The sequence below is a fragment of the Virgibacillus sp. M23 genome (genome assembly GCF_034190895.1).
Classification (GTDB): domain Bacteria; phylum Bacillota; class Bacilli; order Bacillales; family Amphibacillaceae; genus Virgibacillus; species Virgibacillus salarius.
Genome location: NZ_JAWDHA010000210.1, coordinates 1 through 499, shown reverse-complemented (window position 1 = coordinate 499; position 499 = coordinate 1). Strand labels below are relative to the sequence as shown.

Sequence of the window (499 nt, the reverse complement as noted above, 5' to 3'; positions counted from 1 at the left end):
ACTTAGAAAGCCCTTTAGTTGTTTTAATTCATTTAAACCCCCCCAAAACTATCCCTAGAATTCCAAGCGCCCAATGGATATAGGGTAGAAAACACAATGTGAATAACAGCATGATAAGTGACACTATCCCTAAATATTTCCTCATGTCTTCCCCTTTCTTTCCTTCCATTAAATCAAAAAGAAAATAACTTATAATTTGTTGTATATTCTTAAGATCTTAAAATATAGAGTACCATATTTTTCGAAATGTATGGTACTCCACTCTAAATTATCTATTCACTTGCTACAAGGTCTAGTATTTTATCAGCAAAAGCATTTGCAATAATTTCTCCCTCTTCTTCCGTATAATAAGGGACTTCCATTTGCATTGAACCCCTTAGGGCTACCCTTGCCGCTGTAATATCAGGATTATCTCCAATCATAATATTACTCGCATTCAGTCTCAAATTATTTTCATTACTATTAAATTTATTTTTATAAAATAGCTTATATCTTGAGA

Annotated in this window: 1 protein-coding gene; it reads right to left on the bottom strand. The window is 32.1% G+C overall.

What is annotated here, in order from left to right:
- Positions 1 to 272: 272 nt before the first annotated feature.
- The coding region (locus RVS70_RS22115) for a hypothetical protein (RefSeq protein WP_321134861.1) at positions 273 to 499 on the bottom strand (227 nt) is incomplete at its 5' end.